The 12,877-nt window shown below is 72.1% G+C and carries 11 protein-coding genes; 4 read left to right on the top strand and 7 right to left on the bottom strand.

What is annotated here, in order from left to right:
- Positions 1-128 precede the first annotated feature (128 nt).
- From QOL15_RS07630 to QOL15_RS07645, 4 genes are all read right to left on the bottom strand, one after another.
- Positions 129-2,267: a 3-hydroxyacyl-CoA dehydrogenase NAD-binding domain-containing protein gene (locus tag QOL15_RS07630; RefSeq protein WP_071246867.1), complete on the bottom strand. Its 2,139-nt coding sequence runs from the start codon at positions 2,265-2,267 to the stop codon at positions 129-131.
- A gap of 2 nt (positions 2,268-2,269) precedes the next feature.
- Positions 2,270-3,481 carry a thiolase family protein gene (locus QOL15_RS07635; protein ID WP_065965055.1) on the bottom strand — a complete coding sequence of 404 codons (1,212 nt, stop codon included), beginning with the start codon at positions 3,479-3,481 and terminating at the stop codon, positions 2,270-2,272.
- Between the two features lie 126 nt (positions 3,482-3,607).
- A complete protein-coding gene (locus QOL15_RS07640) occupies positions 3,608-4,798 on the bottom strand; it encodes an HRDC domain-containing protein (RefSeq protein ID WP_071246948.1) in 1,191 nt (396 codons plus the stop codon).
- A 215-nt stretch (positions 4,799-5,013) separates the two neighbouring features.
- The gene (locus QOL15_RS07645; RefSeq protein ID WP_065963916.1) at positions 5,014-5,595 is read right to left on the bottom strand and encodes a DUF3000 domain-containing protein; all 582 of its coding nucleotides are present in this window, start codon (positions 5,593-5,595) and stop codon (positions 5,014-5,016) included.
- A gap of 23 nt (positions 5,596-5,618) precedes the next feature.
- Between QOL15_RS07645 and QOL15_RS07650 the strand changes: the two genes are divergently transcribed.
- A complete protein-coding gene (locus QOL15_RS07650) occupies positions 5,619-6,842 on the top strand; it encodes a S9 family peptidase (RefSeq protein WP_071246869.1) in 1,224 nt (407 codons plus the stop codon).
- Positions 6,843-6,928: 86 nt separating this feature from the next.
- On the opposite strand, the gene QOL15_RS07655 is transcribed toward QOL15_RS07650, so the two are convergent.
- Both QOL15_RS07655 and QOL15_RS07660 read right to left on the bottom strand, forming a co-directional pair.
- Entirely contained in the window at positions 6,929-7,378 is a 450-nt protein-coding gene (locus QOL15_RS07655) for a SufE family protein (RefSeq protein WP_071246871.1), read from the bottom strand.
- Positions 7,375-8,286 carry a sulfurtransferase gene (locus QOL15_RS07660; RefSeq protein WP_065963912.1) on the bottom strand — a complete coding sequence of 304 codons (912 nt, stop codon included), beginning with the start codon at positions 8,284-8,286 and terminating at the stop codon, positions 7,375-7,377. The genes QOL15_RS07655 and QOL15_RS07660 overlap by 4 nt, the downstream gene beginning before the upstream one ends.
- A 212-nt stretch (positions 8,287-8,498) precedes the next feature.
- Here QOL15_RS07660 and zapE point away from each other — a divergent pair, with 212 nt between their 5' ends.
- Positions 8,499-9,449, top strand: a complete 951-nt coding sequence (gene zapE / locus QOL15_RS07665) for a cell division protein ZapE (protein WP_083393964.1) — start codon at positions 8,499-8,501, stop codon at positions 9,447-9,449.
- A 413-nt stretch (positions 9,450-9,862) separates the two neighbouring features.
- Positions 9,863-11,137 (top strand): ammonium transporter, encoded by a 1,275-nt coding sequence (locus tag QOL15_RS07670; RefSeq protein WP_065963908.1) that lies wholly within the window; start codon positions 9,863-9,865, stop codon positions 11,135-11,137.
- 205 nt (positions 11,138-11,342) lie between these two features.
- Here QOL15_RS07670 and QOL15_RS07675 read toward each other — a convergent pair whose 3' ends face one another.
- Complete coding sequence (locus QOL15_RS07675) at positions 11,343-12,314, bottom strand: aldo/keto reductase (protein WP_071246875.1); 972 nt, start codon at positions 12,312-12,314, stop codon at positions 11,343-11,345.
- Between the two features lie 133 nt (positions 12,315-12,447).
- Between QOL15_RS07675 and QOL15_RS07680 the strand changes: the two genes are divergently transcribed.
- Positions 12,448-12,840: a ChaB family protein gene (locus QOL15_RS07680; protein ID WP_071246877.1), complete on the top strand. Its 393-nt coding sequence runs from the start codon at positions 12,448-12,450 to the stop codon at positions 12,838-12,840.
- Positions 12,841-12,877: the final 37 nt, after the last annotated feature.

The raw sequence follows: 12,877 nt of genomic DNA on the forward strand, positions 1-12,877 counted from the left end.
CTCGGCGCCGCTGGCGCCGCTGGCGCCGCTGGCGCCGCTCGGCGGCGCGACGTGCTCGCGCACAACGGAAAGCACCTCGCGCCACGGGGATCCGTGGCGCGAGCTGCTTCCGCTTGTGCAGGGCGCGGCTAGCGCGAGGCGGGGCCGACGATCGCCGGGTCGTGGAACGTGCCGCCGAAGACCCGCTCCGAGGCACCGGAACGGTCGAGGTACGGGCTGATGCCACCGGCCTGGAACGGGTAACCGGCGCCGAGGATCAGACCGAGGTCGATCTCCTCGACGTGCTCGACCACGTGGTCCTCGAGCATGCGGTGCACCTCGTCGGCCAGGGCGTCCTCGAACCGGCGCTGCATCTCGGCGGCGTCGACCGGCTTCGCGTCCTTCTTCGCGGGTGCGACGAGCTTCACGGCAGCGGGGTCGTACCCGGTCGCGTTGCCCTTCTTGTCGCGGGTCAGGATCGTCCCGTGCTCGGCGATCCGCTTCAGCCCGTCACCGGGGTAGAAGCGCTCCGGCCAGGCGGCGTGGTGCGAGTCGAGCACGTGTGCGCCGACCGGCAGGCCGACCAGTTCGAGCAGCTCGAAGGGCGACATCGGGAGGCCGAGCGGTGCCGCACCCTCGGCGACGGTCTCGAAGGAGGTGCCCTCCTCGACGCCGCGCATGGCCTCGCCGAGGACACGGGCGAGCACCCGGTTCACGACGAAGCCCGGCTGGTCGGCCGTGATGATCGCGGTCTTCTTGAGCGTCTTCGCGACGGCCAGCGCGGTTGCCAGCGTCTCGTCCGATGTCTGCTCGGTCCGGACGACCTCGAGCAGGGGCATCACGGCGACCGGGTTGAAGAAGTGGAAGCCGACGAGCCGCGACGGGTCGGACAGGACCGAGCCCATCTCGGACACCGACAGCGAGGACGTGTTCGTCGCCAGGATCGCGTCCGGGGCGATGACCTGCTCGATCTTCCGGAACACCTCCTGCTTGACGCTCATCTCCTCGAAGACGGCCTCGATGACCCAGTCGGCGTCCGCGAACGCGTCGTAGGACACCGAACCGCTGACGAGCGCCGAGATCCGGTTCGCGTCGTCGGGGGAGATGCGCCCCTTCTCGCGGAGCTTGGCGACCTCGCCGCGGATGCGCTCGACACCCGCGTCCACGCGCGCCTGGTCGACGTCGGTGATGACGACCGGCACACCGAGGCGGCGGGCGAACAGGAGCGCGAACTGCGACGCCATGAGCCCGGCGCCGAGGACACCGACCTTCGTGATCTTCTTCGCCTCGACGTCGGCGGGGGCACCCACCGGACGCTTCGCGCGCTTCTGGACGAGGTCGAACGCGTACATCGACGCCGCGAACTGGTCCCCGGCGAGGAGGTCGGCGAGTGCGTCGTCCTCACCGGCGAAGCGCTCCTCGAGCGAGCCGGACTTCGCGGCGGCGACGAGGTCGAGCGCGCGGAACGGCGACTTCGGCACCGTGCCGATCTTCGACGCGACCTGCTGGCGGGCGACCTTGACGACCGTGCCCCACGCGGCCTTCTCGAGCATCCCGGGCTCGTTGGCGCGCTTGACCTTCGTCCGACCGGACACGACGCCGTCGGCCCACGCGACCGCCGAGGGCAGGAACGTGACCGACGGGATGAGGGCGTCGCCGATGCCGATCTCGACCGCGGCCGGACCGTCCATCAGGCGGTTGTTCTTGAGCGGGTTCTCGACGATGACGCGGAGCGCCTTCTCCGGACCGATCAGGCGGGGGAGCAGCGTCGCGCCGCCCCAGCCGGGGATGATCCCGAGGAACACCTCGGGCAGACCGATGCCCTGCGCTGCGGAGGAGAACACCCGGTAGGTGCAGTGCAGCGCGACCTCGAGGCCGCCGCCGAGGGCGATCCCGTTCACGAACGCGAACGAGGGCACCCCCAGCTCGCTGAACTTCCGGAGCGTCGCGTGCCCGAGCACGCCGAGCTCGTGTGCGACCTCGCGGGACGGCAGCGCCGCGGCCTGCGACAGGTCGGCGCCGGCGGCGAAGCAGTACTCCTTGCCGGTGATCGCGACGGCCTGGACGTCGCCCTTCGCGGCCTCGTCGCGCAGGGTGTCGAGCACGTCGGACAGCTCGCGCATGGTGCGCGGGCCGAGCGTCGACGGACGCTTGTAGTCCTTGCCGTTGTCGAGCGTGATGAGCGCGAGGGTGCCACCGGAGGGCAGCGCCACGTGCTTGACGTACGAGTGCGTGACGACCTCGTCCTCGCTCAGCGCGGTCAGCTGGTCGATCGGGGTGGTGGTCATGCTCAGGCCGCCTTCCGTGCCGCGCTCTTGCTGAAGTTCGGGTTCTCCCAGATGACGGTCCCGCCCTGGCCGAGCCCGATGCACATCGTGGTGATGCCGTACCGGACGTCCGGCCGCTCGGCGAACTGCGCCGCGAGCTGGTTCATGAGCCGGACACCGCTCGACGCGAGCGGGTGCCCGACGGCGATCGCGCCGCCCCAGGCGTTCACGTTCGGGGAGTCCTGCGCGATGCCGTAGTTGTCGAGGAAGGCGAGCACCTGGACGGCGAACGCCTCGTTGATCTCGAACAGACCGATGTCGTCGATCGTCAGCCCGGCCTTGCGGAGCGCCTTGTCGGTCGCGGGGACCGGGCCGATGCCCATGACCTCGGGGTCGACGCCCGCGAAGGCGAACGAGACCATGCGCATCTTCGTCGGCAGGCCGTGCTGCTTGGCGCCCTCCTCGGACGCGAGCAGGCTCATCGTGGCGCCGTCGTTCAGGCCTGCCGCGTTGCCGGCGGTGACCCGTCCGTGGGGCCGGAACGGCGTGCGCAGGGCGGCCAGCGCCTCCAGGGTGGTGCCCGGTCGCGGCGGCTCGTCCGCCGTGACGACGTCCCAGCCCTGTCCGGTGTTGACCTCGACGGGGACCACGTCGGGCTGCAGCTTGCCGGCGCCCCAGGCGGCGGCGTAGCGCTGCTGGGACTGGACGGCGAAGGCGTCGGTGCGGTCCTTCGTGATGGCGGGGAAACGGTCGTGCAGGCGCTCGGCCGTGCTGCCCATGACGAGCGCGTCGCTCGCGACCATGCGCTCGGCCACGAAGCGCGGGTTGACGTCCGCGTTGAACCCCATGGGGTGGCGACCCATGTGTTCGACGCCACCGGCGATCGCCACGTCCGCGGCGCCGAAGGCGATCGCGCCGGCGAGCGTCGTGACGCTCGTCATGGCGCCCGCGCACATGCGGTCGATGGCGTAGCCGGGAACCGACTTCGGCAGCCCGGCGAGCATGCCCACGGTCCGGCCGAGGGTCAGGCCCTGGTCGCCCTGCTGGGTGGTGGCGGCCACGGCGACGTCGTCGACCGCCGCTCCGTCGAGCTGGGCGTTCCGGTCGAGGAGCCCCCGCATCGCGTGGACCGCGAGGTCGTCCGCGCGGGTCTTCCAGAACACCCCCTTCTCGCCTGCTCGTCCGAACGGGGTGCGAACGCCGTCCACGAAGACGACGTCTGATGCCTTGGGCAATCTGGGCCTCCAGATCCTCACTGATCGAGTCGGGACACCTGTCGCCCCGACCTGCCGGGCTGCACCCGGCGACGGCCTCGACGCTATGCCCCGAGGCTGGGCGGACGCATGCCCGTTGGGGTGTTCCTACGAGTCGGTGTTGCTCTCCGCAGCAGGCTCCTGTGCGTCTGCGACAAAGGCGTGTGCGATGAGCGAAGCGGTCTCCTCGACCTGCCACGGCCGCGCGTCGTGGGACGCGAGGGCGGCGCCCACGGTCTCGGTCGCGATCGGCTTCGGCGGGTCCCACGAGACCACGCGGAGGGTCTCCGGCGTGAGCAGGTTCTCGACGGGCAGGTCGAGCTCCTCCGCCCGGGCGACGACCGCCGCACGGGCCGCCTTGTACCGGCGGTCGGCCTCCGGGTTGCGCTCCGCCCAGGCGCGGGGCGGCGGCAGCGTGGCCTCGCCGGAGCCGCGGAGCTTCGGCAGGTCGTCCGTCGTGCGGCCCTCCTCCACGGCGGCCCACCAGCGGTCGAGTTCGGAGCGGCTCGCGCGGCCGGTGAAGGCCTTGACCGCGCTGAGCTCGGCCTTCGTCGCGGGGGCGGCAGCGGCGGCGGCGACGATCGCGGAGTCCGGGATCGTCCGGCCGGGCGCGACGTCGGTCTCGCGCGCGAACGCGTCACGGGCCGTCCACAGCGCCCGGGCGATCGCGAGGGCCCGTGCACCGCGCAGGGCGTGCATGCCGGACAGGCGACGCCAGGGCTCGGCGCGGGGCGGCTTCGGGGCTCGTGCGAGGACCGCCGCGAACTCCTCGGCGGCGATGCGCGACTTGCCCGCGGCCTCGAGCTCGGTCGCGAGCGCGTCGCGGAGGTCGGGGAGCAGCTCGACGTCGAGCGCGGCGTAGACCAGCCAGGCCTGCGGCAGCGGTCGGGTCGACCAGTCGGCGGCCGAGTGCGCCTTGGCGAGCGTGATGCCGAGCAGCTGCTCGACGACCGCTCCGAGGCCCACGCGGGGGAACCCGGCGATGCGGGCCCCGAGCTCGGTGTCGAAGATGCGGGTCGGGACCAGGCCGACCTCCTGCAGGCAGGGCAGGTCCTGCGAGGCGGCGTGGAACAGCCACTCCTCGTCGACGATCGCGTCCTGCAGCTCGGAGAAGTCGCCGATCGCGATCGGGTCGAACAGGAAGGCGCCCGCGCCGCGGCGGAAGACCTGGATGAGGTACGCCCGCTGCGAGTACCGGTAGCCGCTGGCGCGCTCGGCGTCGACCGCGACGGGCCCGTGGCCGGCGGCGATCGCACGGACGGCCTCGAGGTACTCGTCGTGCTCCTCGATGACGTGCACCGTGGCGTGCGCGGCCTCGAACGCCGGGTCCGCCGGACGCGTGGCGCCGCCGCCGCGCGTGGTGCGGCCCGTCGGAGCGGCGTCGCCGGACGCTGCGGTGCGACCGGAGGCAGCGGCGTCGCCGGACGCTGCGGTGCGACCCGAGGCAGCGGCGCCGCCGGATTCGGCGGGGGAGCCGGACGGAGCGGGGGTGCCGGCGGGTGCGGCGGGGTCGGTCACTTCGTGGTCCTCCTCGGAGCCAGCAGCGTCACGCCGTCCGAGGCCGGCGGGAGACCGGCGAGCATCGCCACGATCTCCTCCCAGGCCTCGACGTGCGCGGTGAGGTCCTCGTCGCGGGGCGTCCACGAGGCCCGGAGCTCGAGCTGTGCGCCGTCCCCCTGGGCCGCGAGGTCGCCGTAGCCGCGCGAGATGATCTTGGTCGCCGTCCCCGATGCCCGGTCGTACGTCGCGCCGTGCGCCGCGAGCGCGTCGACGAGCCAGCTCCACGTCACGTCGGCGACGAACTCGTCGACGCCGATCTCCGGCTCGAGGGGCGCCTGGGCGAAGGTCACGACGCGGAACGCGCCGCCCCAGCCCTCGGGTTCCTCGGGGTCGTACAGGGCGATGAACCGGCCGGTCCCGAGGTCCGAGTCGATGCCGTGCACGGCTCCGCTGACGTCCGCCGCGAGGGCGATCGAGTACGGCGCGATCCGCGAGGGCGAGGGGATCTCGGTGACGGTGGTCTCGGTGCGGGTCCCGCCCGACTCGACGAACGCACGCAGTCGCGCGAAGGCCTCGGGCTCTCGGGAATCGGACACGCATGCAGACTAGGCTCCCGGCCATGTCCCGATCCGCGCGACCCGCCGAGGACGTCGTCCAGGAGACCGCACGATCGGCCGGTTTCGTCGCCCTGGGGGCGGGCATCGCGGCGGCAGCCGTCGCCACCGCGGTGGTCGGTGGCTTCGTCGCCGCCGTCGCCCGTGCCGTCGTGACGCCCGACCGCAAGCGCACCGAACGCGTCCCGATCCACGCCGTCGACACCGACGCGATGACCGTCACGCTCGAACGCACCGCCGACACGGAGCTGCAGGGCCGCTACAGCCTGTGGTTCGGCGGCGGTACCGGGCACATGCGGATCGGCGAGGTCCTCGGCACGACGGAGACGACGGTCACCCGGCGGATCATCGCGGTCGACGCGGGCGACCCGACCGCCGCGCGACGCGGACGCTGGGGCGGCTGGTTCTACCTGACCCCCGGCGAGCTGGACGTCCCCGTCGAGGACGTCGACGTCCCCACGCCGAACGGTCCCGCACCGGCCTGGGTCGTCCGCGCCGACGACCCCGACGCACCGTGGGCGGTCCTGGTGCACGGCCGCGGCGTGACCCGCGCCGAGACGATCCGGGCGGTGCCGGTCTTCCGCGCCGCCGGCTACTCGGTCGTCCTCGCGTCGTGGCGGAACGACGGCGTCGCCCCGCGGAGCGCCGACGGTCGGTACGGCCTCGGCAGCACCGAGTGGGAGGACGTCGACGCGGTCCTCCGGTGGCTGTCCGCGCGGGGTGCGAGCAGCGTCGTGCTGATGGGGTGGTCGATGGGCGGCGCGGTCGTGCTGCAGACCCTCGTCCGCTCTCGGTTCGCCGGACTCGTCGACGGCGTCGTCCTCGAGTCCCCGGTCGTCGACTGGCACGCGGTGCTGAAGTCGCAGAGCCGGGTGCTCAAGCTGCCGCGGCCGGTCCGCAAGGTCGCCCAGCGCGTCCTCCGCACACCCGTCCTGCACCGGGTCGCCGGTCTGCAGCACCCGGTCGACCTGCGCGAGCTCGACATGGTCGCCCGCTCGGACGAGCTGACGGTGCCGATCCTCATCCTGCACAGCGACGACGACGGGTTCGTGCCGTCGTCCGCGTCGCACGACCTCGCGCGGGCGCGGCCGGACATCGTCCGGCTCGAGGTGCAGACCACCGCGCGGCACACCAAGCTCTGGAACCACGACGCCGACTGGTTCGACGCCCGCATCCTCGCGTGGCTGACCGAGGTGGTGCAGCCGACCGACGCGACCAGCGCCCGGTAGACGCGACCGGCTGACGGACGGGAGGCACGGTGCCAGCCGGCACCGTGCCTCCCGTCCGTCAGGGGGTCGTGATCAGGCGGTCGCCGTCAGGCGGCGACCGCCGCGCGCACCTGCCGCTGCACCCGGCCGAGCATCCCGACCATGCCGCGGATGCGCAGCGGGCTGACCGCCTCGCTCAGCCCGAGGGTCAGCGGGTAGTCGGTCGGGACGGCGAGCACCTGCTCGGCGGTCAGGCCGGACAGCCCCTGCGCGAGGATCGAGGCGAAGCCCCGGGTGGTGGGTGCCTCGCGCGGCGCGGTGGCGTGCATGCGGACGACGTCGGGCTCGTCGCCGTCGGCACCGACCGTCACGGTGATGAACACGGGGGACTGGCACTCCTCGACGCGTTCGAGTTCGTCCTCGTGCCCCTGCAGCCGCGCGGGCAGCGCGGGCAGTTCGTCGGAGAACTCGAGGAGCAGCTGGAGGCGGTCCTGCTGCGTCAGCTCGAGGAAGTCGTCGCGGATCTCGGCGAGGGACTGGGGGAGTTCGGTGCTCATCGGGAGGGAACGGTACCCGGTTCGCTGCCGACGGCGATCGGCACGCGGACGGCGCTGCCCCACTCGGTCCAGGATCCGTCGTAGTTGCGGACGTTCTCGTACCCGAGCAGGTGCTGCAGGACGAACCAGGTGTGGCTCGACCGCTCGCCGATGCGGCAGTACGCGACGACTTCGTCGGCGTCGCCGATGCCGGCACCGTCGCGGTACACGGCGTCGAGCTCCTCGCGGGTCTTGAACGTGCCGTCCGGCGCGGCCGCGGTGGCCCACGGGATGTTCACGGCGGTGGGCACGTGGCCGGCGCGGAGGGCGCCCTCCTCCGGGTAGTCGGGGGCGGTCGTGCGGGAGCCGTCGTACTCGGCGGGGCTCCGGACGTCGATGAGGGGCTTGCCGAGGTGGGCGAGCACGTCCTCCTTGAAGGCACGCACCTCGTCGTCGCGGCGCTCGACCACGGGGTACTCGACGGGCGCGACCTCGGTGCGGTCCCGCGTCAGGGCGCGGTCCTCGGCGATCCACTTGGCGCGGCCGCCGTCGAGCAGGCGGACGTCCTCGTGGCCGAACAGCGTGAAGACCCAGAGGGCGTAGGCGGCCCACCAGTTGTTCTTGTCGCCGTAGATGACGACCGTGGTGTCGCGTCCGATGCCCTTGCCGCCGACGAGCTCGGCGAACCGGGCGCCGTCGACGTAGTCGCGCTGCACCGGGTCGTTGAGGTCGGTGTGCCAGTCGATCTTCACCGCACCGGGGACGTGGCCGGTCTCGTAGAGCAGGACGTCCTCGTCGGACTCGACGACAACCAGGTCGGGCGAACCGACCCCGGCGTCGAGCTGCTCCTGGAGCCACTCGGTCGACACCAGGCGCTCCGGGTGGGCGTAGGCGGCGAACTTCTCGGACGGGTCGACCGGTGCGGTCATCGGGGGTACCTCCAGGGCGTGACGTCGGGCGGGCCGAGACTAGGATCGGACCTCGGTGCCTGCTGGCAACGGTACGCGGACGTACCGACCGCCACCTGCAACGTGACACCGCACGACAAGCTTCCCGAAGGGCCCCTCGATTGGCTTCCCCCGCAGTGACCTCCGTGCCCGGACACCTCGTCGACCGCGACCCGCAGGTGACGCCGCAGCAGATGGCCGCCGCGCTCGTGCCGCCGCCGCAGTTCGCCGACGCGTCCTTCGCGAGCTACCGCCCGGACCCGGAGTACCCGTCGCAGGCCGCCGTGCGCGACGCGGTCGAGGCCTTCGTCGCCACTCGCCCGGAGCCCGCGAGGCGCGGGTTGTTCGGCCGTCGGAAGGCCCCCGAGGCACCTGCACGCTCGGGCGTCTACCTGGACGGCGGGTTCGGTGTCGGCAAGACGCACCTGCTCGCCGCCGCCTACCACGCGGAGCCGTCCCGCAAGACCTTCGGCACGTTCATCGAGTACACCGCGCTCGTCGGGGCGCTCGGGTTCCAGGGCACGGTCGACCTGCTGCGCGGGACGTCGCTCGTCTGCATCGACGAGTTCGAGCTGGACGACCCGGGCGACACGATGGTGATGACCCGGCTCATCAAGGAGCTGGCCGAGACCGGCACGCGCTTCGCTGCGACGTCGAACACCCCGCCCGGCGCGCTCGGCGAGGGCCGGTTCGCGGCGCAGGACTTCCTCCGCGAGATCCAGGCGATGTCGGACCGCTTCGAGACGATGCGGATCGACGGCCTCGACTACCGCCGCCGCGCCGTCGACGAGTCGGCCCGCGTGGTGGACGACGTCGCGGGGGAGCTGCCCGCCGGTGCGACCACGCTCGACGACTTCCGCGCGGTGGTCGCGCACCTCGCGACCGTGCACCCCTCGAAGTACGTCGCGCTCGTCGAGGGGCTCGATGCCGTCGGGCTCACCGACGCCCATGCGTTCACCGACCAGACCGACGCCCTGCGGTGGGTCGCGCTCGTCGACCGGCTGTACGACGCGCAGGTGCGGATCGTCGCCTCGGGGACGCCGCTCGACCAGGTCTACCCGCAGGCGATGCTCGACGGGGGCTACCGCAAGAAGTACCTGCGCGCCGCGTCGCGCGTCGTCGCGCTGTCGCGCGCTGCGGAGTGACGGCGCTGTCGCGCGCTGCTGACTGCTGACCGATCTTGCGCTGTCGGGCGCGAGCGCGCTGCTCGCCGCCCTCGCGCTGGCGCGCGTGAGCGCGCTGTTCGCCGCCCTCGCGCTGTCGCGCGTGAGCGCGCTGCTCGCCGCCCTCGCGCTGGCGCGCGCCCTGGACTCGGCCCCGCACCGGACGGGAGGCCCGTGGACGTGCCCGCCACGGGCCTCCCGTCCGACACGGCACAGCCGTTCCCCCGCCTCCTGACGGCGACGTCGGAGGCCGACGAAACACAACGTTCACACGCCGCGTCGCGGCGTTACACCCGCGAAACAGTTCGTGCCTCCTCGTGAAACACCGCGTCGCCAGACTCTGAGCACCCGAGGCGGACCGAGAGCCGCACAGCATTCGCGCGAGAGGTGAACAGATGCTCGATCAGGGCCAAACCGGCTTCATCATGATCATGGCTGCACTGGTGTTGTTCATGACACCCGGCCTTGCCTTCTTCTACGGCGGTCTCGTCAAGGCGAAGTCCGTCATCAGCATGATGATGATGTCGTTCGGCGCGATCGCGCTCGTCGGCGTCCTCTGGGTGCTCTACGGCTACGCGATCGCCTTCGCGAACACCGGTGACCACACCGCGGTGTCCGGCATCGTCGGCTTCTTCAGCATCGACTGGAACCAGATCGGTCTCGGCCAGGCGTTCGAGCAGTCGCAGGCCACGAAGCTCGCCGCCACGTACCCGGACCTGGCGTTCGTCGGGTTCCAGGCCACGTTCGCGATCATCACCGTCGCCCTCATCTCCGGTGCCATCGCGGACCGCGCGAAGTTCGGCGCCTGGATGGTCTTCGCCGGCATCTGGGTCACGGTCGTCTACTTCCCCGTCGCCTCCTGGGTCTTCAACCTCACCTCGGGCTGGGCAGCGACGTGGGGCGTCATCGACTTCGCCGGTGGCACCGCAGTGCACATCAACGCCGGTGCCGCGGGTCTCGCGCTCGCCCTGGTGCTCGGCAAGCGCGTCGGCTTCGCCAAGGGCGCGCACAAGCCGCACAACCCGCCCTTCGTCCTCCTGGGCGCCGCGATCCTGTGGTTCGGCTGGTTCGGCTTCAACGCCGGTTCGGCCGGTGCCGCGAACAGCACCGCAGCCCTCGCCTGGGTGAACACGCTCGCCGCCCCCGCTGCCGCGGTCCTCGGCTGGCTGCTCATCGAGAAGATCAAGGACGGCAAGGCCACCTCGGTCGGCGCCGCCTCGGGTGCCGTCGCCGGTCTCGTCGCGATCACCCCGGCCTGCGCCAACCTCACCCCGGGCTGGGGCATCCTGCTCGGCTTCCTCGCCGGCGTGGTCTGCTGCTTCGCGATCGACCTCAAGTACAAGCTCGGCTTCGACGACTCGCTCGACGTGGTTGGCGTCCACCTGGTCGGCGGCGTGTTCGGCACGCTCTACCTCGGCATCTTCGCCAACACGACCGGGCTCATCTACTCAAGCTCGTTCGTCCAGCTCGGCAAGCAGGCGGCAGCGGCCGGTGCGGTCGGCGCGTACTCGTTCGTCCTCGCGCTGGTCATCGGGTTCGCCATCGAGAAGACCATCGGCTTCCGTGTGAAGACCGAGGACGAGGTCGCCGGCATCGACACCGCGGTGCACGGCGAAGAGGGCTACGTCCTCTACGAGGAGTCGGACAAGACCCCGGTCTCGGTCCGGTAGGTCCGGCCGGCCGGCAGCGCCCGCAGGGTCGGGCTGGTCGGGACGAAGGGCTCCGCGCACGGCGCGGGGCCCTTCGTCGTGTGCGGGTGAGGTCGCGCGGAGCGGGTCGGAGCGACCCGCACCGCGCCTCCCGTCCGTGGCCGCGACAGCGGCGTCGGGTGGGCCGGCGGCGCAGGACTGCGCCGGTCGGCCGCCGCTGGTCAGCTCACCAGGCGTAGTCCTCGGGCGAGGTGCGGTGGCCGGGGAACAGCTCGTCGAGGCGCGCCAGCGTCGCGTCGTCCAGGCGTACGTCCGTCGCGCGGACCGCCGACTCCCACTGCTCCATCGTGCGGGGGCCGGTGATCGGCGCCGTGACGCCGGGCTGGTGGAGGAGCCACGCGAGGGCGAGTTCGCCCGGGGTGTGGCCGAGGTCCTTCGCGAGCGCCTCGTAGGCCGTCAGCTGGTCCCGGTGTCCCTCGACGTACTCGGCGCTCCGGCCCGACAGTCGACGCGAGCCCTGCTCGGTCTTCTCGATGATGCCGCCGAGCAGCCCGCCCTGGAGCGGTGACCACGGGATCACCCCGAGGCCGTAGTGGCGGGCGGCGGGCAGGACCTCGCGTTCGACGTCGCGGACGACGAGGTTGTAGATCGACTGCTCGCTGACCAGGCCGAGGAAGTTCCGGTGCGCGGCTGCCTCCTGCGCCTGGGCGATGTGCCAGCCGGCGAAGTTGGACGAGCCGACGTAGAGCACCTTGCCCTGCTGTACGGCGAGCTCCATCGCCTGCCAGATCTCGTCCCAGGGCGTGTCCCGGTCGACGTGGTGCATCTGGTACAGGTCGACGTGGTCGGTCTGCAGGCGCCGGAGGCTGGCGTCGAGCGACTGCCGGATGTTGTACGCCGAGAGCTTGCCGCCGTTCGGCCAGTCGATCATCTCGCCGTAGACCTTCGTCGCGAGGACGGTCGTCTCGCGACGACCGCCGCCCTTCGCGAACCAGCGGCCGATGATCTCCTCGGTGGTGCCCTTGCCCACCGAGCCACCGTAGCCGTTGGCGGTGTCGAAGAAGTTCACGCCGAGCTCGTGGGCTCGGTCCATGATCGCGTGCGAGTCGTCCTCGCTGGTCTCCGGGCCGAAGTTCATGGTGCCGAGCACTGCTCGGGACACCGACAACCCTGTCCGACCGAGGTGTGTGTAGTCCATGGGGCCGGTCTACGCGGCGTGGGCTGGGGGAGCCAGGCCCTGGGAGTACCCGGCGGGGTGCGCCGGGGCGTTCCGTCGGTGTCGCCAGGTGCGGGGTGTACGAGGGGAGCACCGATCGACGAGAGGAACGACGATGCCCGCGAAGGACGAGATCCCGAGCACCCTGCGACGTTCGCCCGAGCACGCGCAGGAGATCTTCGAGAAGACGCTCGACTCGGCGAACGAGACCTACGGCCCCGGCGAACGCGCCCACCGCACGGCTTTCGCCGCGGTGAAGCACGAGTACGAGAAGGTCGGTGACCACTGGGAGGAGAAGGACCACCGCGGTCCGTCCGACTCCGGCGCCGAGGGGACGCGCGGGTCCGGGACGACCGAGGGCGGGGTGGACGCGAACGCCACCAAGGCGCACCTCCTGGACGTGGCGCGACGACTCGACGTGCACGGACGTTCGTCGATGACGAAGGACGAGCTCGTCGAGGCGATCAAGCGGGCCAACGACCGGGCGACGGCGGCGGCGCGGGAGTGACGCGGGTGTTGGTGGGCGGGCCGCGGACGCCGTTCGT

Source organism: Curtobacterium sp. MCBA15_012 (genome assembly GCF_001864935.2).
Taxonomy (GTDB): Bacteria; Actinomycetota; Actinomycetes; order Actinomycetales; family Microbacteriaceae; genus Curtobacterium.

What these genes read in the sequence shown, in the direction of transcription:
- QOL15_RS07675 (WP_071246875.1), bottom strand. Translation starts at nt 12,314, where the DNA reads ATGGACTACACACACCTCGGTCGGACAGGGTTGTCGGTGTCCCGAGCA.
- QOL15_RS07670 (WP_065963908.1), top strand. Translation starts at nt 9,863, where the DNA reads ATGCTCGATCAGGGCCAAACCGGCTTCATCATGATCATGGCTGCACTG.
- zapE (WP_083393964.1), top strand. Translation starts at nt 8,499, where the DNA reads ATGGCCGCCGCGCTCGTGCCGCCGCCGCAGTTCGCCGACGCGTCCTTC.
- QOL15_RS07680 (WP_071246877.1), top strand. Translation starts at nt 12,448, where the DNA reads ATGCCCGCGAAGGACGAGATCCCGAGCACCCTGCGACGTTCGCCCGAG.
- QOL15_RS07655 (WP_071246871.1), bottom strand. Translation starts at nt 7,378, where the DNA reads ATGAGCACCGAACTCCCCCAGTCCCTCGCCGAGATCCGCGACGACTTC.
- QOL15_RS07660 (WP_065963912.1), bottom strand. Translation starts at nt 8,286, where the DNA reads ATGACCGCACCGGTCGACCCGTCCGAGAAGTTCGCCGCCTACGCCCAC.
- QOL15_RS07650 (WP_071246869.1), top strand. Translation starts at nt 5,619, where the DNA reads ATGTCCCGATCCGCGCGACCCGCCGAGGACGTCGTCCAGGAGACCGCA.
- QOL15_RS07630 (WP_071246867.1), bottom strand. Translation starts at nt 2,267, where the DNA reads ATGACCACCACCCCGATCGACCAGCTGACCGCGCTGAGCGAGGACGAG.